21 protein-coding genes are annotated in these 23,145 nt (G+C 70.1%); 5 read left to right on the top strand and 16 right to left on the bottom strand.

The window, feature by feature from the left end:
* Positions 1–2: 2 nt before the first annotated feature.
* On the top strand, positions 3–980 hold the full coding sequence (locus ACQPZW_RS15050; protein WP_433795488.1) for a carbohydrate ABC transporter permease: 978 nt from the start codon (positions 3–5) through the stop codon (positions 978–980).
* Positions 980–1,900, top strand: a complete 921-nt coding sequence (locus ACQPZW_RS15045) for a carbohydrate ABC transporter permease (RefSeq protein WP_433795487.1) — start codon at positions 980–982, stop codon at positions 1,898–1,900. Before ACQPZW_RS15050 ends, ACQPZW_RS15045 begins: the two co-directional genes overlap by 1 nt.
* A gap of 461 nt (positions 1,901–2,361) precedes the next feature.
* Here ACQPZW_RS15045 and ACQPZW_RS15040 read toward each other — a convergent pair whose 3' ends face one another.
* Positions 2,362–3,972 carry an MFS transporter gene (locus tag ACQPZW_RS15040; protein ID WP_433797545.1) on the bottom strand — a complete coding sequence of 537 codons (1,611 nt, stop codon included), beginning with the start codon at positions 3,970–3,972 and terminating at the stop codon, positions 2,362–2,364.
* A gap of 178 nt (positions 3,973–4,150) precedes the next feature.
* Entirely contained in the window at positions 4,151–6,037 is a 1,887-nt protein-coding gene (locus ACQPZW_RS15035; RefSeq protein WP_433795486.1) for a hypothetical protein, read from the bottom strand.
* A gap of 96 nt (positions 6,038–6,133) precedes the next feature.
* On the opposite strand from ACQPZW_RS15035, the gene ACQPZW_RS15030 reads away from it, so the two are divergent.
* Both ACQPZW_RS15030 and ACQPZW_RS15025 read left to right on the top strand, forming a co-directional pair.
* Positions 6,134–6,892: an ABC transporter ATP-binding protein gene (locus ACQPZW_RS15030; protein ID WP_433795485.1), complete on the top strand. Its 759-nt coding sequence runs from the start codon at positions 6,134–6,136 to the stop codon at positions 6,890–6,892.
* Positions 6,889–8,859, top strand: coding sequence for a hypothetical protein (locus ACQPZW_RS15025; RefSeq protein WP_433795484.1), 1,971 nt, complete (start codon positions 6,889–6,891; stop codon positions 8,857–8,859). The genes ACQPZW_RS15030 and ACQPZW_RS15025 overlap by 4 nt, the downstream gene beginning before the upstream one ends.
* A 416-nt stretch (positions 8,860–9,275) precedes the next feature.
* Here ACQPZW_RS15025 and ACQPZW_RS15020 read toward each other — a convergent pair whose 3' ends face one another.
* From ACQPZW_RS15020 to ACQPZW_RS14960, 13 genes are all read right to left on the bottom strand, one after another.
* The gene (locus ACQPZW_RS15020) at positions 9,276–9,920 is read right to left on the bottom strand and encodes a maleylpyruvate isomerase family mycothiol-dependent enzyme (protein WP_433795483.1); all 645 of its coding nucleotides are present in this window, start codon (positions 9,918–9,920) and stop codon (positions 9,276–9,278) included.
* On the bottom strand, positions 9,917–10,498 hold the full coding sequence (locus tag ACQPZW_RS15015) for a TetR/AcrR family transcriptional regulator (RefSeq protein ID WP_433795482.1): 582 nt from the start codon (positions 10,496–10,498) through the stop codon (positions 9,917–9,919). The genes ACQPZW_RS15020 and ACQPZW_RS15015 overlap by 4 nt, the downstream gene beginning before the upstream one ends.
* A 101-nt stretch (positions 10,499–10,599) precedes the next feature.
* On the bottom strand, positions 10,600–10,968 hold the full coding sequence (locus tag ACQPZW_RS15010) for a hypothetical protein (RefSeq protein WP_433795481.1): 369 nt from the start codon (positions 10,966–10,968) through the stop codon (positions 10,600–10,602).
* Between the two features lie 168 nt (positions 10,969–11,136).
* Positions 11,137–12,486 (bottom strand): nitrate/nitrite transporter, encoded by a 1,350-nt coding sequence (locus ACQPZW_RS15005; RefSeq protein WP_433795480.1) that lies wholly within the window; start codon positions 12,484–12,486, stop codon positions 11,137–11,139.
* A gap of 1 nt (position 12,487) precedes the next feature.
* On the bottom strand, positions 12,488–12,805 hold the full coding sequence (locus ACQPZW_RS15000; RefSeq protein ID WP_433795479.1) for a Rieske (2Fe-2S) protein: 318 nt from the start codon (positions 12,803–12,805) through the stop codon (positions 12,488–12,490).
* The gene (nirB, locus tag ACQPZW_RS14995) at positions 12,802–15,264 is read right to left on the bottom strand and encodes a nitrite reductase large subunit NirB (RefSeq protein WP_433795478.1); all 2,463 of its coding nucleotides are present in this window, start codon (positions 15,262–15,264) and stop codon (positions 12,802–12,804) included. The genes ACQPZW_RS15000 and nirB overlap by 4 nt, the downstream gene beginning before the upstream one ends.
* A complete protein-coding gene (locus ACQPZW_RS14990; protein WP_433795477.1) occupies positions 15,264–15,611 on the bottom strand; it encodes a molybdopterin oxidoreductase in 348 nt (115 codons plus the stop codon). Before ACQPZW_RS14990 ends, nirB begins: the two co-directional genes overlap by 1 nt.
* Positions 15,612–15,613: 2 nt before the next feature.
* On the bottom strand, positions 15,614–17,665 hold the full coding sequence (locus tag ACQPZW_RS14985; protein WP_433797544.1) for a molybdopterin oxidoreductase family protein: 2,052 nt from the start codon (positions 17,663–17,665) through the stop codon (positions 15,614–15,616).
* 143 nt (positions 17,666–17,808) lie between these two features.
* Positions 17,809–18,549, bottom strand: a complete 741-nt coding sequence (locus ACQPZW_RS14980; RefSeq protein WP_433795476.1) for a sirohydrochlorin chelatase — start codon at positions 18,547–18,549, stop codon at positions 17,809–17,811.
* Positions 18,550–18,998: 449 nt separating this feature from the next.
* On the bottom strand, positions 18,999–20,096 hold the full coding sequence (locus ACQPZW_RS14975; protein WP_433797543.1) for a uroporphyrinogen-III synthase: 1,098 nt from the start codon (positions 20,094–20,096) through the stop codon (positions 18,999–19,001).
* A 131-nt stretch (positions 20,097–20,227) separates the two neighbouring features.
* Entirely contained in the window at positions 20,228–20,446 is a 219-nt protein-coding gene (locus ACQPZW_RS14970; RefSeq protein WP_433795475.1) for a hypothetical protein, read from the bottom strand.
* A 239-nt stretch (positions 20,447–20,685) separates the two neighbouring features.
* Positions 20,686–21,069 (bottom strand): hypothetical protein, encoded by a 384-nt coding sequence (locus ACQPZW_RS14965; RefSeq protein ID WP_433795474.1) that lies wholly within the window; start codon positions 21,067–21,069, stop codon positions 20,686–20,688.
* The gene (locus ACQPZW_RS14960; RefSeq protein WP_433795473.1) at positions 21,030–21,200 is read right to left on the bottom strand and encodes a hypothetical protein; all 171 of its coding nucleotides are present in this window, start codon (positions 21,198–21,200) and stop codon (positions 21,030–21,032) included. Before ACQPZW_RS14960 ends, ACQPZW_RS14965 begins: the two co-directional genes overlap by 40 nt.
* Before the next feature lie 150 nt (positions 21,201–21,350).
* On the opposite strand from ACQPZW_RS14960, the gene ACQPZW_RS14955 reads away from it, so the two are divergent.
* The gene (locus tag ACQPZW_RS14955; protein ID WP_433795472.1) at positions 21,351–22,187 is read left to right on the top strand and encodes a hypothetical protein; all 837 of its coding nucleotides are present in this window, start codon (positions 21,351–21,353) and stop codon (positions 22,185–22,187) included.
* Positions 22,188–22,199: 12 nt separating this feature from the next.
* On the opposite strand, the gene ACQPZW_RS14950 is transcribed toward ACQPZW_RS14955, so the two are convergent.
* Positions 22,200–23,111, bottom strand: coding sequence for an AurF N-oxygenase family protein (locus ACQPZW_RS14950; protein WP_433795471.1), 912 nt, complete (start codon positions 23,109–23,111; stop codon positions 22,200–22,202).
* Between the last annotated feature and the right edge of the window lie 34 nt (positions 23,112–23,145).

Raw genomic sequence — 23,145 nt, 5'->3', positions numbered from 1 at the left:
GCGTGTTCACCACCGCCACCACGACATCTCAGAAACTCCTGCAGATGGGCGCGGCGATCCTTCTGTTCGCCGCCGTCATCGGCCTGATCCTGTTCATCGCGGGCCGGTTCACCGGCAAGCGTGATCGCGCGGTTGCCGCGCTCTACCTCGGCCCGACCGTGCTGATGCTCAGCGTCGGGCTGCTCTACCCCGGTCTACGCACCATCTACCAGTCGTTCCTCGACGCGTCGCTGAAGAGCTTCGTCGGGTTCGACAACTACGCGACGATCCTCAGCGATCCGGAGCAGCTGTCGGTTCTGCGGAACACGGCGTTCTGGGTGCTGGTCACCCCGTTCGTCGCGACCGGCGTCGGCCTGCTCTACGCCATCCTGGTCGACAAGGCCCGGATGGAGTCGTTCGCCAAGGCGCTGATCTTCCTGCCGATGTCGATCTCGTTCGTCGCGGCCGGCGTGATCTGGAAGTTCATGTACGAGTTCCGGCCCAACCAGGGCACGGTCAAGCAGATCGGCCTCGTCAACCAGATCATCGTCTGGCTCGGCGGGGAGCCGCAGCAGCTGCTCATCGACTCACCACTGAACACGTTCCTGCTGATCGCCGTCATGGTGTGGATCCAGGCCGGCTTCGCGATGACCGTGCTCTCGGCGGCCATCAAGGCGATCCCGGACGACATCATCGAGGCCGCCCGCCTCGACGGCGTCGGCCCGTGGGGCATGTTCCGCTTCGTGACCCTCCCGGCGATCCGCCCGGCGGTCATCGTCGTGGTCACCACGATCGCGATCGGCACGCTCAAGGTCTTCGACATCGTCCAGACCATGACCGGTGGCCGGTTCGACACCAGCGTCATCGCGAACGAGTTCTACAGCCAGACCTTCCGCAGCGACAACCGGGGCCTCGGCGCCGCGCTCGCGGTGGTGCTGTTCATCCTCGTCATCCCGATCGTCGTCTACAACATCCGCCAGCTTCGCCGATCGGAGGCGTGATGACCACCGCAGCACCCCTCACCACCACGCCGGTCTCGAAGACGGAGACCAAGAAGCTGTCCGCCGCGGCGACGGCGAAGGCGAAACTCACCTCACCGTGGGCCTCGCTCGCCGCGGTCGTCCTGGCCGTGCTCTGGACGATACCGACGTTCGGGCTGCTCATCACGTCCTTCCGCACGACCGAGGACATCCGGCGCAGCGGCTGGTGGACGACCTTCACCAACCCGCTGTTCACGCTGGACAACTACAAGGCGGTCCTGGACCCGGAGCAGGCCGGCGCCAACCTGCCGGACTCGTTCCTGAACTCGCTGGTCATGACGATCCCGTCGGTGCTCATCCCGCTGTGCCTGGCGTCGCTCGCGGCGTACGCGTTCGCGTGGATGAACTTCCCCGGCAAGAACATCCTGTTCATCGCGATCTTCGCGTTGCAGATCGTCCCGCTGCAGGTCACCCTCCTGCCGCTGCTCCAGCTGTTCGTGGCATGGGACATCGACGGCACGTTCTGGACCGTCTGGCTGTCGCACTCGACGTTCGCGCTGCCACTGGCGATCTACCTGCTGCACAACTTCATCAAGGAAGTGCCGTCCAGCCTGATCGAGGCGGCCCGGATCGACGGCGCGGGCCACGTGTCGATCTTCTTCCGGGTGCTGTTGCCGCTGCTCACCCCGGCACTGGCGGCGTTCGGCATCTTCCAGTTCCTGTGGGTGTGGAATGACCTGCTCGTCTCGCTGACGTTCGCCGGCTCCCCGGCGATCTCCCCGCTGACCGTGCAGCTGTCCAACCTCACCGGCACCCGCGGCACCGCCTGGTACCTGCTGTCCGCCGGAGCGTTCGTCTCGATCATCGTGCCGGTCACGGTGTTCCTGCTGCTCCAGCGCTACTTCGTCCGGGGCCTGCTGGCCGGCAGCGTCAAGGGCTGACCCGTACCACCGCTTCAACCGCACCACCGCACCACCGCACCACCGATTCAACCGATTCAACCGAGAAGGCCGCATCCTCCGCAGAGGGTGCGGCCTTCTCCGCGCCCGACGGCCGCGTCCCTTGACGAAAACCCTCATCCGGTACGCCCGTGAGCGCCCCCGACAGCAACCTTCCCCGCCCCGCCATCCCGCCCGGGGCGCCCCGCCCCGGCCGACGACAGGGTCCCCCGCCGTCCCGCTCGCCGTCCGGGGCTGAAGCCGGTCGGTTCAGCGCCGCCCGTGCCCGCCCCGACCTCTCCCGTCACCGGCACCGAATCCGTTCAGCACCCCACCCCGCTCCCCGGCCGACACCAGCCCCGTCCCAGCACCGCGCGCCGCCGCGGGCCGTCCCCGCCCGTCTCCCAACGCCCCGGGCCGCCCCCGCCCGTCTCCCAACGCCCCGGGCCGCCCCTGCCCGCCTCTCAGCCGGTGCGGCGGGTGTCGCGGTCGCCGGGTCGCAGCGATCGGTAGGCGATCAGCCAGCTCCCCGCCAGCAGGATCACCGGCAGCAGGTAGGTGGCGCCCACCGCGGCAGCCAGATCGGGGCGCAGCGCCTCCCGGGACGGCTCGTCGAGGGCGAGCATCGCCGGCACTCCCCCGTCGGCGCCCGGCATGACATGCGTGACCAGGATGCTGAGGGTGACCGCGGTGACCGCGCCCGCGAGCGCGTTCGACAGTTGCACGACAAGCGCGAGCAGGGTGGTGCCACGGGGTGTCTCGGCGTGGTCGAGGTCCCGCAGCGCCACCGTCATCGTCGGCATCAGCGTCGCCCCGGAACCGGCACTGAGCAGCACGGTCGCCGCCATGATCCACGGGTAGCCGGCGTCGGTGGCGGTCGTCGCCAGCAGCATCGCACCGCCGAAGGTGCCGAGCGCGGTTCCGGTGAGCACGATGCGCCGCGCCGGGAACCGGTCGACGAGCCGCGTCGCGACCTGCGCCACCAGGCCGACCGCGACCGCCGACGGCACCCCGATCACGCCGACCAGCGACGCCGGATCCCCCTTGACGCCCTGCACGAAGAGCGGCAGCACCGCCATAGACCCGAAGTAGGCGGCCGCGAAGCAGATCAGTACCCCGGCGCCGGCCCGGACCGGCCGGTGCCGCAGCAGCCGCAGGTCGACGATCGGATCGGCGATCCGGCGGGCCCGCCACACGAACCCGCCCAGCATCGCCAGCCCGGCCATGATCAGAGCGAGCCCGACCGCGAACCCGGCGCTCTCCGGCCGGTCCACCAGCGTGGCACCGAACACGACGGTCACCGCGCCACCGGAGAGCAGCACGAGACCACCCCGGTCCAGCCGCCCGTCCCGGTCCGTGCGGTCACCGCGACCCGGCCCCCTATCCGGGTCCGGGCGGTCACCCGAGCCGGTGTGGTCCGAAGCGCCCGAACCGGCGGAAGAGCCGACACCAGCGGGAGAGCCGACACCGGCGGGAGTGTCTTGGGGCAGGATGCGGGCGCAGACCAGGGTGGCGAGCAGGCCCAGCGGGACGTTGAGCAGGAAGATCCAGCGCCACGAGGCGGTGTCGATCAGCCAGCCTGCCAGCAGCGGACCCAGCACCGGGCCGATCACCAGTGGCAGGACCAGCAGGCTCATCAGGCGGCCCCGGGCCTCCCGCGGGGCAGCCCGGAGGCCGATGGCCTGGCCGACCGGGTTGAGCAGGCCGCCACCGAGGCCCTGGAGCACCCGGAAGACCGCCAGCGACGTCACGTCCCACGCCAGTCCGGTCAACGCGGAGAACAGGGTGAACACGAGCAGCGCCGTGAGGTAGACACGGCGGGCCCCGAACCGGGCCGAGAGCCGGCCGGCCAGCGGAATGACCGCGACCAGGCCGAGAAGGTACCCGGTGGTCGCCCACTGCGCGGCCGGCAGGGAGGTGTCGAGACCGGACACGATCGCGGCCACGGCCACCGTGGTGACGGTCGTGTCGATCACGACCATCAGACCACCGAGGGCGAGTGCCAGCCCGATCGCCCGGACCCGGGGTTCCAGCGGCGTCCGGGCGGGAACGGCGGGCGGGTCGGCATACGACATCTCTGTCACGGATCAAGGCTCGGCCCTCAAGGAAGGTTGAGGTCAAGCCGTGGCGCCCACGAGGGTTGAAGTCGAGCTGCGGCGCACGACGAAACGTTGAAGTCGAGCTGCGGCGCACGACGGCCGTACCCCCCTGAAAGGAGCCGGTCCCGGCCGAAACCGGGACCGGCAAGGGGTGTTACGGCTGGCTGCGCGGGCTGTCCGGAGCCAGGGTGTCGATGAACTCGTGCGGGCTGTGCAGATCGGTGGTGCGCCGGGCCTGGTCGGCCTCGGCCTTGAGGGTGGCGGCCAGGCCGGCCGCGTCGACGCCGGGGACCGAGGCGACCGTGTAGTAGGCCTTCTCGGAGAGGGCGTACGCGACGCGGTAGTCGTGGGCGGCGAACGCCTTGGACGCGCCGCCGAGCAGGACGTCGGCGGCCTTCAGCGCGAGCTTGCCCTTGCCGGCCGGGACCTTGGCGGCCAGACGGTTCGCGGCCTCCCAGTAGGCGGCGGTGAGGAACCGGTCGCTGTTGTCCCGGTCGAACTGGCTGAAGTCCCAGTTGACGTCGATGTAGCTCATCATCGAGTTGTTCTCGTCACCGGCGTTGGCGAAGTAGAACTCGTTCGCCGGGCCGTAGTCGACACCCGTGGCACTGTCGTAGCCGTCGTGCGGGTGGCTCATGCCGAGGTGGTGGCCGACCTCGTGGATCTGCGTGGTGGTCAGGCCGTAACCGGCGGCGACCACGTCCGGGGAGACGAACGAGAACACGTAGCTCTGGGTGCCGGTGACGTAGTCGTCGTCGGCGACACCGAGGCCGGGCGTCGGAACGCCCTCACCGACGGCGTAGTTGAACAGCGGGATCTCGTAGTCGACCTTGCCCTGGTCGTCGAGGGCGCGGTCCAGGTTCTCCTTGTTGTACAGGTACAGGTTGGCGAACGCCGGGAAGCCGGTCTCCGGGTAGCAGGACTCGTCGGTGGCGGCCGCACCGAGGTAGCACGCCTCGGCCTTGGCGTCGAAGGGCAGGTCCTGCGTGTCGTACGACAGCTTGTTGCGCCAGCGCAGCTCGGCCAGCTCGGCCTTGAGCAGCGACGGGGTGGTGTACTCCTCGGACGCGTCGACGCCGGGCCAGCCCTCGTACGTGTTGTCGTCGATGTTCAGCGTCTTCGGCGGCTCGGCCGAGGGCAGCTCCACCGGGTAGAGCGGCGACGACGTGAACAGCAGGTTCAGTGCCACGTAGCGGGTGATCTTGCCGAGGTCGCCGGCGAGGGCCGACGCGGCACGGTAGCCGCCCGCGGTGTACTCCCAGCTCGGCGGCATCCGGTAGTCCTCGACGCCGTCACCGTCGAGGTCACGGTTGTCGACGTCGTAGTTGCTGGTCCACGACTCGGGACCGGCGGACAGGTCGTGGAACCAGACGCGGCGGGTGCTGCCCAGGCCGGTCTCCTCGTCGTCGGCGGTCGTGCCGCCCCAGGCGATCACCTTGCGGCTGGCCCGGTTGGCGCCGAAGTCGTAGCCGGTGTCCGGGTCGGGCTCACCGATCTTGGTGTAGACGTGGTGCTTGAAGTCGGCACGGCCGTACCAGTTGATGAAGAAGACCGTGTTACGCCGCGTGTCCACACCGGCCGGCGCGTTGTAGGCCAGCCACTTCTCCACGCTCGGCGCGTCGATGAAGTTGTTGTTCGCGATGTCCAGGACGTTGTTCTCCTGGGCGTTGTACTGCTGCTGGAACGTCGTCAGGTCGGCCGGCTTCGCGAGCTTGCCGAGTTGGCCGAAGAACTTGTCCTCGTACTTGCGGTCGGCGTAGGTGAGCTTGTAGTCGTATTTGTAGGTGATGCCGAGCTTCTCGGTGACGCCGTAGTTCAGGCGGGACCGGACCACCGGCTCGTATCCGCCGGCCAGCTCGCCGAGGAACGCCTTCTTCCCCACCTGCTGCGGCTCGTAGCCGATGAACACCACGTTGACCGGCACCTTCTCGACGAGGCGCGGCTGGCCGCCCGGCTTCAGATAGCCGTACGACGACCCGGCGGCCGCGGCGGATCCGGCGGGTCCCACCGAGGCTCCGACGAGGACCGCGACCGCCGCCACGGTGAAAGATCTTCTCCATCCCATGTGGTGACACGCTGCCATCAACGCAGGCCGATGGGAACCCCCGTCGATGCGTCTTTGACTATCCTGTCGCGCATGTCATCGCCTGCCCTGCACATTCGGGGACTCTGCAAGACCTTCGGGACGTTCCGGGCGGTGGATCACCTTGACCTGACCGTGGCGCCGGGCACCTTCCACGGCATCGTCGGGCCCAACGGCGCCGGCAAGTCGACCACCATCGGCATGGCCGTCGGCCTCATCGTCCCGGACGCCGGGGAGATCAGCATCCTCGGTCACGACGCGATCGGCGACCGGGCGTCGACACGCGCCGTCACCGGGGTCCTGCCCGACGGCCTCGACCTGCCGGAACGGCTCACCGGCGCGGAGCTGCTGCGGTACAGCGCGGGGCTGCGCGGGCTGTCGCGTGCCGCCGCGGCCGAACGCGCGGCCGAGCTCATCGAGGTCCTCGGCATCACCAAGGCCGCCGCCACCCCGCTCGCCGACTGCTCCACCGGCAACCGCAAGAAGGTCGGCCTCGCCCAGGCGCTGCTGCACGCGCCCCGGCTGCTGGTGCTCGACGAGCCGTTCGAGGCGGTCGACCCGGTGTCGGCGGCGAGCATCCGCCGGGTGTTGCGCCGGTTCGTCGACGGCGGCGGGACGGTCGTGCTGTCCACCCACTCGATGCTGCTGGTCGAGCAGATGTGCGACGACGTCACCGTCATCCACCAGGGCCGGGTGGTCGCCGCGGGCCCGGTCGCCGACGTGGCCGGGGGCATTCCGCTCGAGGAGCGGTTCGTCGAGCTGGTCGGTGCCGAGACCAGCGGCGGGGACGGCCTGGCGTGGCTCGTCCGATGAGCGCCGTCCTCACTCCCGCGCGGATGCGGGCCACCATGTTCCAGCGCTCGCTGCGCGAGCATCCCGGTCCGGCGGTGGCCGCGCTCGTCGGTCTGCTCGCGGCCGGTTGGCTCATCAGATATGGGGTGTACGGGGACCCGCACACCCTTTCCCTCCTGGCCGGCACCTGGGTGCTCGGCTGGATCGTGCTGCCGCTCATGCTCGGCGGCGGTCGTGGCCGGGTCCGCCCGTCGCATCTGCGCCTAGAGCCGGTCGACAGCCTCCCCGCCGCGATCGGGCTGCTCACGGCGTCGGCTGTCGGCATCGGGCCGCTGGTGTCGCTGGTCGCGCTGGCGTCCCTGCCGGTGCACGCCGCCCGTCACGGGTGGCGTGGCGTGGTGATCGCCGGGCTCGGGGCGCTGCTGCTGTGGCTGGCCGGGCTGATCGGGTCGGCGTTCGCCCTGGAGGCGATCGGGCACGCGGGCGGGCCGGTCGGTGCGGTCCTCACCGGCGTGTTCACCGGCACCGTGATGGGCGCCCTGGGCTCGGTGTGGGCGGTCGCGCCGTGGATCACCGCCCTGCTCGACGGGACGCCCCCGCACATCGTGCGCTGGTTGCCGTGGTTCCCGGGGAGCTGGCCCCTCTCCGCCGTGACCGGCTCGCCCGTCCGTGCCTTCTGGACCGTCACCGGCCTGCTGACCCTCGTGGTGGGGTTCGCGCTGGCGTACCTCCTGCTGGTCCGCCGCGCCCTGGTCTCCGGGACCACTTGGCGCCCGCGCCGCTCCCCCACGCCGCCCTCGATCGCCCCCGCCGCACCCACCCCTCCCGCCGCAACGCCCCCTGACCCCGCCGCACCCACCTCGCCCACCGCGACGCCTCCTGACCCCGCCGCACCCACCTCGCCCACCGCGACGCCCCCTGACCCCGCCTTTTCCGATTCCGGTGCGTCCGCCGGGGCGTCCGTTGGCCGGCGGCTCGTCGGCGGCTGGTGGGGGCCCGGTCCGGTGTGGGCGGTCGCCGGGCGGGAGTTGCGCACGTGGAGACGGCATCCGCTGCGAGTGCAGTACCTGGCGTTCGCCGTCGTCTACGGGGCGCTCCTCGCCGGGCTGCCGATGATCGCGAACGCGGATCTGCTCGTCCCGTGGGCCGGCGTCTTCACGGCGCTCTGGGCCGCCGCCATGTCGGCCGGGCTGGTCGGGCTCGACGGGACCGCGCTGTGGATGCCGTTCACCACGCCCGGCGGCGAGCGGGCCGAGGTTCGCGGGCGGGCGCTGGCCTGGCTGCTGCTGATCACCCCGATCGCGTTGGCGCTCACCGCCGCCGGAGTCCTGCTCGCGCCGCAGATCGACCCGCTGCCCGCTCTCGCGGTGCTGCCGGCGGTGCTGGGGGCGGGCGCGACCGTACCCGTGTGGGTCTCGCTGTTGCGGGTCCGCCCGGTGCCGGATCCGCGGCATCCGACGTCCGCCGACAATCCGACCGACATCATCAGCGTGCTGGTCGCCTCCGCGGCCGGCCTGATCGCCGCGGCCGCGCCGATGGCCCTGATCGTCTGGGGCCCGGGCGGGCTGCGATGGCTCGCCCCGGTCATCGGTCTCGCGGCCGGGGCCGCGATGTGGGCCGGCGGCGCCTGGCTGGCCGACGACCGGCTCGCCACCCGCAGCGCCGAAGTGCTCACGGCCGCCGGTCAGCGGACCAGTCCACCCGAGACGGCGATCCCGCTGAAGTGGGACGCCGACGGGTACCGCGAGAACCGCGCCACCGCCTGGGCCCTGGTCCTGCTGACGGTCGGCTGGATACCGGTCGTCCCGCAGGGCCTGATGGTGCTGGTCTTCGACATCACCGGCGGCTGGATCGTGGCGTCCCACTTCACCGGATCGGCCCGAACCGGGACGGCGGTCGCGATGGTCGCTCTCGGCGGCGCGCTTCTGTTGACCGGCCTCGTCCTCTGGGGCCGCCGCCCCCGGCCCACCCCAAAACACCGCTGTTGACCGGCCCCGTCCTCTGGGGCCGCCGCCCCCGGCCCACCCCAAAACACCGCTGTTGACCGGCCCCGTCCTCTAGGGCCGGCGCCCCCGGCCCACCCCAAAACACCGCTGTTGACCGGCCCCGTCCTCTAGGGCCGGCGCCCCGGCCCGCCCCATGACACCGCAACCTGCCCCGAGCGCGCCACCGCAGCCGGTCCGGAACTCGACACCGCCGGTCCGGAGCTCACCAACGCAGCCGACCCGGAGATCGCCGTCGGGCTGCAGTGGTCACCGCCACGTGGTGGCCACGTCAGTCGATGGGAGCTCTCGAGGTCGAGATCCGCGCCCCGTCCCCGGGATCTCTGCGAAGTGGACGGCCTTCCCATGGCCGCCATCACGCACCCGGTCGAGTCGGCATCCGGACTGGTGAGCTGCGGGCCTCAGCCGGGTGGACGCGGGGACAGGCGGCCACGCAGGACTTCCGCGCCGGGGCCGGTGAGTCGTGGCAGCGCCACGGCACGACCGGTGGTGACCAGCAGCAGGGCGGCGATCGGGCCGCGGGCCTCGGGACCGTCACCGTGGGACCAGGTCAGATCGGTGGCCGTCAGCCGGACGCCGGTCATCATCCGGGCCGACGCGAGCGGTGGCGGGAAACGCATGGTGAGCACCCGGTGGGTGGCGGCAGCGGCCGCCTCCGGTGGGGTCGCATGATCGATACCCAGGGGGACGGCGATGTCCTGCGCATGGACCAGCAGGTCGATGAGCGTCTCCATGGGGGTCACACCGATGTTGCGGCGGCGTAGGGCGGCGGTGTCCCGAATGTTCGACACCAACTGCTGCGGGGTCCACGCCGCGGCCCGGCGGCGCGCCGCGGCCTGAATGTTGGCGTTCATGCTGCCGCGCCAGTGCCGCAGCATGTCGGCCAGGTCTCGCCAGCCGATCTGCTGCAGCGTGAGGTGACCGGCCACGTCGCGGACGGTCCAGCCGTCACACAGTGACGGCTGGTCCCACTGGTCCACGCGAAGCCCGTCGAGCAGGTCGGCGGTGGCAAGCCGCTGCCGGTGGATCTCGGGCCAGGGATTCATATCGCTCCCACTGATCCGGAAGGCGGGTTGAGGACGGCTGCGGTCAAGGCCTGGAACTGGGCGGACGGGTCGAAAGCGGAATCCGGAACGGCCAGCTCGTGGAGGACGACGCCGGTCCAGTGGTTCATGAGCAGGGGGGCATGCCGGCTGGGATCCGTCGAGCCGGCGGCTCCCAGCCAGGTCAGGAACCAGGCGTTGACGCGGGCACCACCGGCCAGCAGGCGGGCGCGGAGACCGGGCTGGATGCCGGCCTCGACGAGAATCGCGTATCGGGCCAGGGTGAGGGCGCGGTGGCGACCGGTGGCCTCGTGAGCGAACAGGGTCATGACCAGGGCCAGCTCGCTCGGGGTGGTCGGCATGGACCGGAGTGCCAGCTCCTCCCAGTTGTGCCGCTCGCGGTCGACGAATCGGTCGACGACCGCCTCCAGCAGCGCGGCCCGGGTGCGGAACAGATTCGACGTGGAACCGGACGGCAGGGCCGCGGCGGCGTCGACTCGTCGGTGGGTCAGACCGCGGATGCCGGAATGCCCGACCACGTCGATCGCGGCGTCCAGCACGTCTTCTCTCCGGCTCCCCACACGGGGACACTACCTTCGTAGTCATCAAGACTACAATCGTAGTTTCACCATCCGCACGAGCCGGCGGGGCCGCACCCCTTGAGGGGCACGGCCCGGCGGGTTCAACGCGTGTAGGGGCCGCCTCCGTGGTGGCCACCCTGCCAGTGCTTGTTGCCGTGGTTGTAGTTCCAGCCGTAGTGGACCTTGAGCGCCCAACTCCCGCTGTGGAAGCCCCGATAGATCTTGAAGCAGCTGTACCGCTCCCACCGGTTCTTCCACTGGCCGATCCTGCCGATCCGGTGGCAGGTCCGCGGGCTGTTGTAGAAGCCGTGGATCCGGTCACGGCGCTGGAAGTCCAGCTGATGCGTCGTGGCGAGCCGGGCGCCGGGTGTGGTGGTCGCCGGGGTCGCGGTCGCGGGACCGGCGGCCACGCTCACGCCGGTGGCGACGGCGACGCCGGTCATGACGAGCGCACGGGTCATCTTGTTCATACGATCACCGATTCTGGAGGGAAAGGGTAATTTCTGGACAACCTGGATCGTATGAATCCACCGGCGCCCGCAGCCGGGGAAACGCGCCCCCGAAAGAATGAACTCCCGCAGCTCAGCTGCGGGAGTTCATACTTTCAGCCGGTACTGTGCTCGGCCGAAGAGTGGAGGTCAGACCGCGATCTTGGCACGAGCGGACGGCCGGAGATAGACCGCCCAGGTGATCACCACACAGAGCGCATAGAACCCGATGAACGCCATGTACGCCGCGTCCGCGTCCTTGTAGGTCAGGAACGACTGCCGGAAGGCCAGGTTGACCAGCACCCCGCCGACCGCGCCGATCGCGCCGGCGATGCCGATGACCGCACCGGAGATCCGCCGGGCCCGGTGCTCGTCTCCCGCGTACTTCTGCTTGAAGATCGCCGGGATCATCTTGTAGGTCGAGCCGTTGCCCAGTCCGCTGAGGATGAACAGGGTGATGAACCCGACCAGGTAGAGCGGCAGGGACCGCTGCTGCGACGCGAAGAGCACGATCGACGCGCCGGCCGCCATCGCGATGAAGTTGATGAAGGTGACCTTCGAGCCCCCGAACCGGTCGGCGAGCGCCCCGCCGACGGGCCGGATCAGCGAGCCCAACAGCGGGCCGATGAAGGTCAGGTAGGCGGCCTTGACCGGGGTGTTGAAGGTCTCCGCGAACTGCACCTGCAGCACCTGTCCGAAGGCGAACCCGAAGCCGATGAAGGACCCGAAGGTGCCGATGTAGAGCACCGACATGACCCAGGTGTGACCCTCCCTGGCGGCGTCGCGCATGCCGCGCTTCTCGTTGCGGGCCTGGGTCAGGTTGTCCATGTAGATCGCCGAGCCGACCGCCGCGATCACGATCAGCGGGATGTAGACGCCGGCCACGAGGCCGGGGCTGCCCGCACCGAAGGTGGCCAGCACGAACAGTCCGACCAGCTGCACCGCGGGGACGCCGATGTTGCCGCCGCCGGCGTTGATGCCGAGCGCCCAGCCCTTGAGCCGGTCCGGGTAGAACGCGTTGATGTTGGCCATCGAGGAGGCGAAGTTGCCACCACCGACACCGGCGAGCGCCGCCAGGATGAGCAGGGTCGAGTACTCGACGCCCGGCTCGATCAGGAACGCCGCCGCGATCGACGGGATGAGCAGCAGCGACGCGCTGATGATGGTCCAGTTACGGCCACCGAAACGGGCGACGGCGAAGGTGTACGGGATCCGCAGCGCCGCCCCGACCAGCGTCGGCACGGCCGTGAGCAGGAACTTCTGTGCCGGGTCGAACCCGTAGGCGGGGCCGAGGAACAGCACCATGACCGACCACAGCGACCACACCGAGAAGCCGATGTGCTCGGAGAAGATCGAGAAGATCAGGTTGCGCTTGGCGATCTGCTTGCCGCCGTTGTCCCAGAACGCCGGGTCCTCGGGCCGCCAGTCGTCGATCCAGTGGCCCTTCAGCGTCTTCGCCTCGGGCCTTTCCGGCGAGATCGTGGGAAGTGTCGCAGTCATCTCAGGCTCCCAGAATGATGTGACCGTCATCGACCCGAACCGGGTAGACGGTGATCGAAGGCTGGCCGGACTGGGAACACCCGGTGGCGAGGTCCCATGCGTAGAGGTGGAGAGGGCAGACGACGACCCGGTTGTCGATCTGACCGTCCGCGAGCGGGCCGCCCTTGTGCGGGCAGACCGCCTGCACCGCGCGCAGGGAGCCGTCGCGGAGGCGGAAGACGGCGACCATGTCGGGCCCGACGGCGTAGGTGCGTCCTTCGCCGAGCGGGATCTCGTCGAGGGGGCCGAGGACGGTCTCGGCGATGGGGGCGATGGTCATGAGCGCACCGGAACCTGAGGGAGAACGGTCAGGGGAAGGGAGGTACGGAACTGGCCGGGCGTGGCCGGCACGGCCCGCTCCTTCCAGGGGTCCTTGTAGGCCTGCACGGCCTCGTCGACCGCGGCATCCAGGGCTTCGGCAATGCCGTCGGTGTCGTCGATGACGATCTCGCGGATCCGCTCGATGCCGATCCGGGGCACGAACGCGTAGGTGCGCTCCAGCCAGTTCGCGTTCTCGCGGTAGTACTGCAGGAACCGGCCGGTCAGGCGGATCACCTCTTCGGCCGAGTCGACCGTGCAGAGCAGATCGCCCTTGCGGATGTGGGCGCCGGCGGCACCGCCGACGTAGATCTCCCACTTACCGCCGTCGATCGCCACGACACCGAGATCCTTGACGTACGCCTCCGCGCAGTTACGCGGGCATCCGGTGACGGCGAGCTTCATCTTGCCGGGACCTTCCAGGCCCTGATAGCGCTCCTCGATCGCGATGCCCAGCGCGGTCGAGTCACCGACACCGAATCGGCAGAAATCAGAGCCGACACAGGTCTTCACCGTGCGGAAGCTCTTGCCGTAGGCGTACCCCGACGGCATGTCGAGGTCCGCCCACATCGCCGGTAGCTGCTCCTTCGGGATGCCGAGCAGGTCGATGCGCTGGCCGCCGGTGAGCTTGACCATCGGCACCTTGTACTTCTCGGCGACCTCGGCGATCCGCTTCAGCTCGGCCGGGGTGGTGACGCCGCCCTTCATCTGTGGGACGACCGAGAAGGTGCCGTCCTTCTGGATGTTGGCGTGCACCCGGTCATTGATGAAGCGGGCGTCGCGCTCGTCGACGTACTGGTCGGCCCACATCATCTTGAGCAGCGAGGCGAGGCCCATCTTGCTCTTGGCGTCGTGCTCGCCGCCGGGCACCAGCTTGTCGAAGACCGCCGAGACACTCTTCAGCTCGTACGTGCGGATCGCGGCCATCAGCTCCGGCTTCGGCATCGGCACGCCCGGGACGTACCAGGAAGCCGCCGGGTCCTCCTCGGCCTCGCCGCCGGCCGCCCACTCGACGATCCGCTGCACCAGCGGCTTGCAGGTGCCGCAGCCCTTGCCCGCCCGGGTCTTGTCCATGACACCGGAGACGGTCTTGCAGCCCGCGTCGACCACACCGCAGATGGCGCCCTTGCTGACGCCGTTGCAGTTGCACACCTGCGCGTCGTCCGGCATGTCCTCCGGTTTCACGTCGCCGGTCGGGGCGCCGATGTCGAAGAGCATCTCGGCCCGCTCCTCCGGCAGGGCCTGGGCGCGGTCGAACGACTGGATCAGGCTGGCGGCCTTGCTGTTGTCGCCGACCAGGATCGCGCCGGCCAGCGCCCCGTCCCGGATGATGAGCTGCTTGTAGACGCCCTTCTTCGGCTCGCTGTAGATGATCACCTCGTCGTCGTCGGCCTCCGGCGCGATGAGGCCCATCGAGGCGACGTCGATGCCCGCGACCTTCAGCTTGGTGGAGAGCTTCGAGCCGGTGTACGCGGCCTCGAGGTCCCGGCCGGTGATGTGGTCGGCGAGCACCTTCGCCTGGTCCCACAGCGGCGCGACCAGGCCGTAGAGGTTGCCACGGTGCTGGGCGCACTCGCCGACCGAGTAGATGTCGTCCTCGTCCTGCACCCGCATCTGGTCGTCGACCACGATGCCGCGCTCGACGGTCAGCCCGCTGTCCGCGGCGACTCCGGTGTTCGGCCGGATGCCGGCGGCGATCACCACGACGTCGCACGGGATGACCGTGCCGTCGGCCAGCTTGACCCCGGTGACCCGGTCCTTGCCGAGGATCTCGGTCGTCATCGCGTTGGTGATGACCTTGATGCCGAGCTTGTTCTCGACGCTGGCCTGCAGCATGTGGCCGGCCTTCTCGTCGAGCTGCCGTTCCATCAGGTGACCCGCGGCGTGCAGCAGGGTCACGTCGCTCAGGTGGTTCTGCAGGCCGCGGGCCGCCTCCAGGCCGAGCAGGCCGCCGCCGATCACGACCGCGCGCTCGTGGTCGCGGGCGTAACGGATCATGCCGCGGGTGTCGTCGAGCGTCCGGAACGCGAAGACGCCCTGGTGGAAGCCGCGCTTCGGGTTGTGGATGCCCTTGATCGGCGGCGTCCACGAGCTGGAGCCGGTCGCGATGATCAGCTTGTCGTACGGGGTGGCCGTCCCGTCGGTGGCGTACACCTTCTTGGCGTACCGGTCGATCCGCTCGATCCGTACCCCGGCGTTGAGGGTGATGCCGTTGTCGGCGTACCAGCTGAGGTCGTTGAGGTAGATCCCGGCCTCGTCCTCCACCCCGGCGAGCAGATTGGACAGCATGATCCGGTTGTAGTTGCCGTAGGGCTCGTCACCGAACATCGTGATCGAGAAGTCGCCGCCCCGGGCGAGGATCTCCTCGACAGTGCGGGCGCCCGCCATGCCGTTGCCGATGACTACGAGTCTCTGGGTCATCAGATCTCCACCAGTCCGAGGTCCACGATCACGGTTCCGTTCAATCCGGCCGGCGCGGCGAGCCACAGCTCCACCGTGGTGCCGCCGGCCAGGTCCTCCAGCACCCGCAGCGGCACGTGGACGTCACCCTTGGCGCCGACCGGGAAGTACCGCATGGGTGCTCCGTCGCGCATCAGCACGACGCAGATCAGTTCGCCGCTGGCGTTGCCGCCGCGGAAGTAGACGGCCTGGCCGGTCGTCCCGGCCGGAACGGTCCAGCTCAGAGCCGGGCTCAACGGGGCCGGCCCGTCGAGGCCCTTGCCCTCGAAGGTGAACACGCCCTGCAGGAATCGAGGTGTGGAGTACATGGTCAGAAGCTCCCGTCTTCGGCTTTGGCCAGGGCGATCGCGCACACCTTGAAGGCGGGCATCTTCGAGTGGGGGTCGAGTGCCGGATTGGTCAGCGCGTTCGCACCGGGCCAGTGGAACGGCGCGAACACCGTGTCCGGGCGAATGCCGTCACTGAGGCGGGCCCGCAACGTCGCGGCGCCCCGGCGGCTGCGCAACTCGACCAGGTCACCGTCGGCGATCCCGTGCCGGCGGGCCAGGTCGGGGTGGATCTCGGCACGCGGTTCGGGCAGCGCCACGGTGAGCGCCCGTACCCGTCTGGTCTGGTTGCCGCTCTGGTACTGCTGCATGTTGCGGCCGGTCGTCAGCACGTACGGGAAGGTCGAATCGGGAAGCTCGGCCGCGTCGCGATGATCGACCCGGACGAACCTGGCGCGGCCGGAGGCCGTCGGGAAGCTCTCACCGAACAGCCGCGGCGTCCCCGGGTGGGTCTCGTCCGGGCACGGCCAGAAGACGCCCTGCTCCTCCTCGATGCGCTCGTAGGTGATGCCGGCGTAGTCGGCGATCCCGCCGGCGCTGGCCCGGCGCAACTCCTCGAACACCGCACGCGGCTCGTCGGTGAAGAACCCACCGCGACCGAGGTGCCCGGCCAGCTCGTTGAGCACCGTCAGGTCGCTCTTGACCAGCGGCGGAGGCGGCAGCGCCATCTTCCGCCGGATCACCCGGCCCTCGAGGTTGGTCATCGTGCCCTCCTCCTCCGCCCACTGGGCGGTCGGGAGGACGACGTCGGCGAGCTCGGCGGTCTCCGACCGGAAGATGTCCGAGACGACCAGAAAATCAAGATCCTTGAGCTTCTGTACGACGTTGTTGGTATGCGGGGCGGACACGACGAGGTTGCTGGCCAGGACCCACAGGACACGGACGCCGCCGTCCGTCCTTATTCGCGAGATCATCTCGTACGCCGAGAGGCCCGGCCGTGGCAGCTCATCGGGTTCGATGCCCCACACCGCGGCGACGTGCGCTCGCGCCGCCGGGTCGTCGAGCCGGCGGTAACCGGGCAACTGGTCGGCCTTCTGCCCGTGCTCGCGCCCGCCCTGCCCGTTGCCCTGCCCGGTGATCGTGCCGTACCCGGCGAAGGGCCGGCCGACCAGGCCCAGCGCGAGCGCCAGGTTGAGCCACGCCTGCGCGGTGTCGGTGCCGTTGCTGTGCTGCTCGGCGCCCCGGGCGGTGAGGATCATGCTCGGGCCCTCGGTGGCGAGCAGTCGCACGGTCTCGCGCAGTTGCGCCTCCGGGACGCCGGTCATCCGCTCGACCCGCTCCGGCCAGTACGAGTTCGTCGCAGATCTGACGGCCGCGAAGCCCTCCGTCCGCTCCTCGATGTACTTCTCGTCGACCCAGCCCTCGCGGATCGCGATGTGCAGCATCCCGTTCGCGAGCGCCAGGTCGGTGCCGGGCAGCGGCTGCAGGTGCAGGTGAGCGCCGTTGGCCGTGTTGGTGCGTCGCGGATCCACCACGATGTGCTTGGCACCGTTCGCCCGTCCCGCGTCCAGGTACTGCATGGACGGCGGCATCGCGTCGGCCGGGTTCGCACCGACCAGCAGCACCGTTCGCGCCTCGGCCACGTCGGCCAGGGGGAACGGCAGGCCGCGGTCGATGCCGAGGGCCCGGTTCGCCGCGGTCGCCGCGCTCGACATGCAGAACCGCCCGTTGTAGTCGATCGCCGACGACCGCAGGGCCACCCGCACGAACTTGCCGAGCGCGTACGCCTTCTCGTTCGTCAGCCCGCCGCCACCGAAGGCGCCGACACTGTCCGGGCCGAACTCGTCCTGGCTGCCCCGGATCGCGGTCACGATCCGCTCGTACGCCTCGTCCCAGGACGCCTCCCGCAGGGGAGACTCGCGGTTGCCGGGCTCCTTGCGGACCAGCGGCGTCAGCAGCCGGTCCGGGTGGTCCAGCAGGTCCGCCGCGGTGAAGCCCTTGGCGCACAGGCCGCCCCGGTTGACCGGGAACTCGGCCGGCTCGAGCCGGACACCCGGCATCCCCAGTCGTGTGGGAAGCTCGGGCGTCAGCGTCATTCCGCACTGCAGGGCGCAGTACGGGCAATGCGTCTGGGTCGCCGTCACACCGAAGATGTTCTCGGCTCGCCGTTAACCCTTACGACGCTTAGCGGTGACGCTGTTGTTCAGGAATCCCTACAACGGCCCCAGCACGGTTGTGACTACAAACCGCTACGGACGGTTGTGAGGATTGCGCTATCGAACCGACGCAGAACCAGGTCGGCGACCTGCGCGTCGTGGCACAGCGGAGGGGTCACCGAGTCGGCGCCGGCGTTGTGGAGCGTGCGGTAGAAGAGCCCTTCGGCCAGCAGATAGGCGGCGATGGCGACGTTCTTCGCCCCGTCGGCCCGCAGTCGCGCCACGACTTCGGCGACCCGCGGCCCACTGCCGGAGGTGTAACCCAGCTCGACCCGGCCGGGAAGCTCGGCCGCCACCTCCCGGATGCCCTGCACCCACAGCGGATCCGACGAACCGGCGGACGCCAGCACCGTCGCGTCGGCGTGGGCCGGCACGTTACGGCGCAGACTGTCCAGGAAGACGTCATCCGGCCCGAGCGGCGAGGTGACCGGAAACCCGGTCCCGGCGACAGCGTCAGCGATGTCGACCCGAACGTGATACCCACAGGACAGCAGCAGCGGGACCACGACGGCGGCCTGCCCCTCGAAGCCGCCCCAACCCCCAACCGCCTGCCGCTCGAAGTGGCCGCGGCTCGCCTTCTGCTCGTCCATCACTCCGGCGACCACGTCGGCGACCTTGGGCTCCTGCACGTCGACGTAGCAGAGTCGGACGTCCAGGCCGGGCCGGCGGCGGGCCACCGAGGCGGCCAGCTGCTGGATCTGCCGACGGCCGGCGGGTGAGCGGGTGCCGTGGGCGACCGCGATCAGGGTGGGGTACTCGCTCATGGGGCATCTCCTCAAGGCATTGCGGTGGGGAGCGGCCCGGCATCGCATCAGGCTCGCGGTTCGTTCCGGCCCGGACAGTCCCCGGGGTGATGCCCGATGACCGCGCCGGCCGTTGCTGGTTCAACGTCTTGTCCTGGTGGCCCGGCATGGACATCGGGCGCTTCCAGACCCGGCCTCGTCGCCGGATTCAAGCCGACCGCCAAGCGCCGATTCCTATTGGCCGCTTACACAGGTCGACGTGTTGCTCAGGTCGACGTCTCACTCAGGTCGACGTCTCACTCAGGTCGACGTCTCACTCAGGTCGACGTCTCACTCAGGTCGACGTCTCACTCAGGTCGACGTGTTGCCCATGTTGACGTGTTGATCAGATGGCTTCGGTTGACGTATTGATCGTGTGGATCAGGTTGATTGAGTTGACGTGTTGATCGGGTCGAGCTGACGCGGACTCGTCAGGCGGCCTCGTCAATGCGTAGACGGTAACCCCGTTTGATGACCGTCTCGATGTGCTTGCCGGAGCCCAGAGCGGCACGCAACCGGGCCACCGCCACGTCGACCGCGTGACCGTCGTTGCCCCTGGGCAGGGCCGATGCCAGCTGCTCCTTCGAGACGACGGCGCCGGGCCTGCGGGCCAGCGCGGAGAGGATCGACATCGCCGCGGGGGCGAGCGCGTGTGGCACCTCGTCGATCAGGACGGCGTGGCCGCGTACCTCCAGGGTCGTCCCGGCGACCTGGAGCCGGACCGCGCGCCGCGGCAGCTCGTCGGTGACCGTCTTGATGAGCGCGCCCAGACGGTAACGCTCCGGCATCACCGTGGGGATGCCGCGCTCGACCAGCGGCGCCGCCGTCACCGGCCCGACGCACGCCGCGAGTGTCCGGAAGCCGAACGCCGTCGCGACGTCCGCCTTCGCCTCCTCGGCGATCTGCAGGAACGCCTTGACCGCGGGCGCGCTGGTGAACGTCACCGCGTCGATCTGGCCGGCTGCCACCTGCTCGGCGAGCCGGCGCACCGGGGCCACGTCGGGTGGCAACGCCCAGCGGTAGACCGGCACCTCGACGACCGCCGCTCCGGCCGTGCGCAGCGCTTTCACGAACTCGGTCTGCGGCTCACCGTGCTCCTGCACGACAATCCGGAGCCCGGCCACGCCGTCGCTGAGCAGCCGTTCGAGCACCTCCTCGGAGGCTTCGGTCTTGGCCGCCCAGTCCTCGATGAGCCCGGCCGCGCGGATCGCGCCGCACGGTTTCGGGCCGCGGGCGATGATCCGCGCGTTGCGCAGCGACTCCCGCAGCGTCTCGGCCAGCCCCCAGCCCTCGGCCGCCTCCAGCCAGCCGCGGAACCCGAACCCGGTGGTGGCGACCACCAGATGCGGTTCAAGGCCGATGCAGGCCGCCGTCGCCGCGTGCAGCGCATCGTCGTCGATCAGTGGGATGATCGTGATCGCGGGTGCGCTGATCACTCGTGCTCCGCGTCGTTCCAGTAGAGCAGTCATCTCGTTCCGGCGCCGTTCCGCGGTAACCGCCACGGTGAAGCCGGCCAGTGCGCCCTCGATCATCCGGTCCCCATCCTGTGCCGCCGTCCGGTGCAAGAGTCCTAAGGCCGGGTTTCGGGACCGCCAAGTGAATGTTTCAGCCAGAATAACGGCCGATCACTTGGCTGCGAGCTGCTGTTGTGAGCTGTTGATCATGATTCGGAGACATCGTCCGGGCGCTCGAAGAGTGAGCCCTCGACCCCGAGGATCCCTCGCACCTCCATGATGAGATGGAACGCCGCGATCCGGCCGTCCAGCACGCCGACCCGGTAATCGGCACCGACCTCCGGATCTTGCGCGATCTGCGGGTCCCGGTATCCGGCGGCCCCGTCCACCCGCCCGGCGTTGTAGGCCACCAGAGCCTCGTCCATCTCGTCTTCTCCCCCGGCGGTTCACCGTTCACGCCGTCCCACGCGACAGTGCGGAACGTCGCGACAATTTCGCACACCGTGCAGCCGTCGCCCACCGGCCGACCGTCCCGAACCGGACGCCCGTCCGCCAGTACCGCCCAGCCAGCCGGAGGTGGGACACCGGCAACCCCGCCGAAACCTTCCCGCACCTGACGCGACGTGCGTCACCGCAGGCCAGGACGGTTACGGCGGGTAGTGGGTCAGTCCTCGTAGAGGGGGTACTGCTCGGTGGTCGGCGGGGTCGGGTCGACACCGACGGCGACCAGGTCCGCGGCGGTGAAGACGTGATCGGCACGGTCGCCGAGGAAGACGGCGAGCAACTCGTCGAGGATCAGCAGGTGGTCCTCGCGGGACTCGTCCTTGCGGGACCAGATGCGGTCACTCGCCGCCATCACCCGGGCGCCGGGTCCACCGGTGGCTTCGAGTCGCTTGACCAGCAGGCCGGCCTCGAGGAAACCGGACCACGGCGTGGTCTGTGCCAGCAGCGACCGGACCGTCGACTCGAAGAGCACGAACAGCACCCGCTCCGGTACGCCGTCCCGGCTCAGTACCAGCCCGAAGAGCCGCTGCAGCCCGCCGAGCATGGCCTCGTGTTGGGCCGGAGCGCGGCATTGTAGGCCGACGACTCCGGGTAGTAGCCGCCGTACCCGTGCCCGTCACGCGTGGCCAGGTACGCCTCGATCAGGTCGCGCCGACCGTACGATCGCTCACTCATGATCTTGAATCTAGCCGTTCCGGGCGACGGCGGCCGCGCGCGCCTGCGGACCGGGACGACCCGCCGATCTTGCGCCCGGCGCCACGCTGAGAGGATTCGCCGACCGGGGCGCCCGTCGTGCGGCGCCGTCCGCGAATCGATGGAGGAGCGATGGCCGACGCGCCGAGACGGGTTCCGGTCGGTGACGAGCTGGCCCGTTTGATGCGCTGTTACGGGTACCGGCTGTCCCGGACCGGATCGGTGAAAGGCGTGGCCGAGCCCGCCACACCGGCCGACATGGACGCGGCCCGCGCCGACGGGTGGCCGGTGTGCATGACCGAGCGGTGGACTGATCACCGCATCGTGAACCGGGTCGTCGAGCTGGTCACGACGCTCGACGAGAATGCGGTGCTGGCGGCCTTCGTCGCCGGGCTCGGCAGCGCGCCACGGGGACGGCAGCCGATCATCTCCTATGGCTGGGCCCGCTTCCTGGAGCACGCGCCCCGCGCCGACGGTGGAGTGCCCGACTGCGGCCTGGGCCCGGTGACGGACATCGACGTGACGCACGAGCTGGTCCGGCTCTCGCTGGGCTGGGCCTGGAACGAGCTGCCGGCGAAGTACCTGCCCGATCTGGAGGCGGCCGTCCACGACGGTCTGCCGTCACCGGTCGAGGACGACCGGGCGCGGCTGCGGGCTCTGTTGGAGCTCATCCGCCGCCAGGGCGCCGGAACCACTCCGGGCGCCCTGGAGAAGGAGATGGCCCGCGCCCGGATCGTGCCCGCCACGGACCGCTACCAGCGTTACGGCATCCTCATCGGGCTCGCCGAGCTCGGCCTGCTCCGTGGGACCGCGACCCCACCGTCCTGGGACCGTTTCGTGCCGGTCGGCGAGATCCACGCGGCGTCCCGGGCGCAGCGCGGTGCACCCCGGTCGGACATCACGCTGCCCCTCGCCTCCTGGCGTGGCGGTGTCGACGAGGAACGGGCGGCCCGGTTGCTGGCGGTGTGACGGTGGAAGGCTTCAGGCCGGGGTGACGCGCGGGAGCAGGCCGGAGGCGTGCCACAGGGTGGTGCCCGGGCCGCCGATCAGGTCGAGGTCGGTGAGGAAGGTGACGACCCGCTCCCCGGCCCAGCGCATCGTCTCGCGGTGGTGGGGGTTGGCCCGGGCGGCGCGGCGGCCCTCCTCCGGGTCGAGGCCGACGGCCCGGTAGACGCGGGGATCGATCAGGCGAGTGCCGGTGAGGTACGCGGCGCGCCCGATCACCAGCCGGTCGAAGGCGAGCCGCCCGCGGCCGGCGGCGCGGATCTGCCGGGCGAGCTCCTCGCGGGCGTACCGGACGTGCCGGGCCTCCTCGACGACGTGGATCCGCGACACCATCCGGACCAGGGGCTGCACGTTCTCGTCGTTCATCGCCTCGCGCTGCAGGGTGTCCAGGATCTCCTCGGCGATGAGGATGGCCGCGTACATGCGCGGGCCGACGCCGGTGTGGGCGATCCATTTGCCGAGCCACTGGTTGACGCCGGTCGGCTGGTAGAGCGGCGCGCCGAGGCGGGCGATCATGCGGCCGAACATGACCGAGTGGCGGCACTCGTCGGCGATCTCGGTGAGCGCGTACTGGGCGTGCGGGGCGGTCGGGTCCTGTTTGAAGTACTCGCGGATGAGCAGCTGCATCAGGATCGTCTCGAACCAGACGCCCAGGCCCGCGATGCTCGCGACCTCGTGCTTGGTGAGCTCGATGCGCTGCTCCTCGGTCATCCGGTCCCAGAGGGCGGTGCCGTAGAGGCTGGAGCGGTGCGGCGGGACGAAGTACTTCCCGGGGACCAGCGGCGCCTCCCAGTCGATCTCCACCTCGGGGTCGTAGGAGTGCTCGGCCGAGGAACGGAGCAGCCGGGTGGCGGTGCGGTCACGATCAGGCGGAGTGGTGGTCGTCATCCGATCCTCCCGAGCATCTTGACGTTACCGGCGG

Source organism: Actinoplanes sp. CA-252034 (genome assembly GCF_050956125.1).
GTDB lineage: Bacteria > Actinomycetota > Actinomycetes > Mycobacteriales > Micromonosporaceae > Actinoplanes.
Note: the sequence above shows the minus strand (reverse complement) of the source record. Positions and strands in the feature narration are given on the sequence as shown.

Excerpts from the sequence above, each read along its gene's own strand:
- ACQPZW_RS15020 (WP_433795483.1), bottom strand. The coding sequence starts at position 9,920 with ATGAATCCCTGGCCCGAGATCCACCGGCAGCGGCTTGCCACCGCCGAC.
- ACQPZW_RS15000 (WP_433795479.1), bottom strand. The coding sequence starts at position 12,805 with ATGACCATCGCCCCCATCGCCGAGACCGTCCTCGGCCCCCTCGACGAG.
- ACQPZW_RS14990 (WP_433795477.1), bottom strand. The coding sequence starts at position 15,611 with ATGTACTCCACACCTCGATTCCTGCAGGGCGTGTTCACCTTCGAGGGC.
- ACQPZW_RS15040 (WP_433797545.1), bottom strand. The coding sequence starts at position 3,972 with ATGTCGTATGCCGACCCGCCCGCCGTTCCCGCCCGGACGCCGCTGGAA.
- ACQPZW_RS15005 (WP_433795480.1), bottom strand. The coding sequence starts at position 12,486 with ATGACTGCGACACTTCCCACGATCTCGCCGGAAAGGCCCGAGGCGAAG.
- ACQPZW_RS14955 (WP_433795472.1), top strand. The coding sequence starts at position 21,351 with ATGGCCGACGCGCCGAGACGGGTTCCGGTCGGTGACGAGCTGGCCCGT.
- ACQPZW_RS15030 (WP_433795485.1), top strand. The coding sequence starts at position 6,134 with ATGTCATCGCCTGCCCTGCACATTCGGGGACTCTGCAAGACCTTCGGG.
- ACQPZW_RS15025 (WP_433795484.1), top strand. The coding sequence starts at position 6,889 with ATGAGCGCCGTCCTCACTCCCGCGCGGATGCGGGCCACCATGTTCCAG.
- ACQPZW_RS15010 (WP_433795481.1), bottom strand. The coding sequence starts at position 10,968 with ATGAACAAGATGACCCGTGCGCTCGTCATGACCGGCGTCGCCGTCGCC.
- nirB (WP_433795478.1), bottom strand. The coding sequence starts at position 15,264 with ATGACCCAGAGACTCGTAGTCATCGGCAACGGCATGGCGGGCGCCCGC.
- ACQPZW_RS14960 (WP_433795473.1), bottom strand. The coding sequence starts at position 21,200 with ATGAGTGAGCGATCGTACGGTCGGCGCGACCTGATCGAGGCGTACCTG.
- ACQPZW_RS14985 (WP_433797544.1), bottom strand. The coding sequence starts at position 17,665 with ATGACGCTGACGCCCGAGCTTCCCACACGACTGGGGATGCCGGGTGTC.
- ACQPZW_RS15045 (WP_433795487.1), top strand. The coding sequence starts at position 980 with ATGACCACCGCAGCACCCCTCACCACCACGCCGGTCTCGAAGACGGAG.
- ACQPZW_RS14980 (WP_433795476.1), bottom strand. The coding sequence starts at position 18,549 with ATGAGCGAGTACCCCACCCTGATCGCGGTCGCCCACGGCACCCGCTCA.
- ACQPZW_RS14970 (WP_433795475.1), bottom strand. The coding sequence starts at position 20,446 with ATGGACGAGGCTCTGGTGGCCTACAACGCCGGGCGGGTGGACGGGGCC.
- ACQPZW_RS14950 (WP_433795471.1), bottom strand. The coding sequence starts at position 23,111 with ATGACGACCACCACTCCGCCTGATCGTGACCGCACCGCCACCCGGCTG.
- ACQPZW_RS14965 (WP_433795474.1), bottom strand. The coding sequence starts at position 21,069 with ATGCTCGGCGGGCTGCAGCGGCTCTTCGGGCTGGTACTGAGCCGGGAC.